2 protein-coding genes and 1 pseudogene are annotated in these 1,068 nt (G+C 60.0%); all 3 read left to right on the top strand.

All coding sequences use genetic code 11. The annotated features are described in order from the left end of the window. Positions 1-237: cell wall hydrolase (locus EN925_RS37045; RefSeq protein ID WP_206633160.1), on the top strand; the 237-nt coding region annotated here is incomplete at its 5' end. A gap of 254 nt (positions 238-491) precedes the next feature. Continuing rightward, complete coding sequence (locus EN925_RS37040; protein ID WP_013532844.1) at positions 492-899, top strand: AtpZ/AtpI family protein; 408 nt, start codon at positions 492-494, stop codon at positions 897-899. A 59-nt stretch (positions 900-958) separates the two neighbouring features. Then, positions 959-1,068: pseudogene (locus tag EN925_RS37035) on the top strand (F0F1 ATP synthase subunit A); the annotation flags it as partial.

Here is a 1,068-nt window from a genome sequence, read left to right as displayed (position 1 = left end):
CAGTTCTCCTTCGCCTGCGACGGCAGGAAGAAGCGCATCGATAGCCCAGCCGCCTACAAGACCGCCCAGGAGATCGCCATGGCCGTCACCGCCGGCAAGATCTTCATTCCGGAAGTCGGATCGTCGACCCACTACTATGCCCAATATGTCCATCCCGGCTGGGCGCGCACGATGCAGAAGATGACCAAGATCGGCCTGCATATCTTCTATCGGACCTATGGCGGCGGCTGGAGCTGAGTGCGGAGCAGCCGCTGATCCTTGATGTGGCGCGCAGCCGATCAAAGAGCCATTGCGCGGGGGATTCGCGCCATGCATCCTCGTCATCCTGGCGGGCACGATGTCGCACCTTCGTAATTCATTGATTTCATTGCCTAAAATACATGGCAATGAACTTCCGCCCGTGGCTTGACGGGCGCAAACCCTCTAACTATGTTGCCGGCGACTTTAGAAGCGGACGGACGGTGACGGTCTGACCGGGCAGGGGGGTTGCGATGGCCGACAAGAATGGGCCAGACGGAACCGGAGAAACCGGCCGCGGCAATCAGCATGAACCCGACATCCGCGACGACGATCTTGAGCGCCGCCGCCGTGACCTTGAAGCTTCGCTTGCGACAAGGCGGCCGGGCCGGCTCGAGGGGAAAGACGACGCGAAAGCGGGCAGTGTGGCCGGTTATGGTCAGGCGCTCAAACTCTCCAGCGAGTTTATCGCCGGGGTGGTGGTGGGTGCCGGCATCGGCTGGGTCATCGACCGTTTGGCGGGGACATCGCCATGGGGTCTGATCGTGTTTCTGCTGCTTGGTTTTGGCGCCGGAGTGCTCAATGTGATGCGTTCCGCCGGCGTCGTGGCAGAATTTGGACAGGGCGATAAATCGCGCCGTGGCCAAGACGACAAGAAATGACCGCGCACCATGTGCGGTAATGGTAACGAGGCCGTACGCGGCATTGACGGGGTTTGAACGTGGCAGCTGACAAGGTCGATCCGATCCACCAGTTCCATATCAACAAGCTGATTCCGATCGACATCGGCAGCTATGACCTGTCTTTCACCAATTCGGCGCTGTTCATGGT

This window comes from Mesorhizobium sp. M7A.F.Ca.US.006.04.2.1 (genome assembly GCF_004022915.1).
GTDB lineage: Bacteria > Pseudomonadota > Alphaproteobacteria > Rhizobiales > Rhizobiaceae > Mesorhizobium > Mesorhizobium ciceri.
The sequence above is the reverse complement of the archived record's forward strand: the minus strand, read 5'-3'. Positions and strand labels throughout refer to the sequence as shown.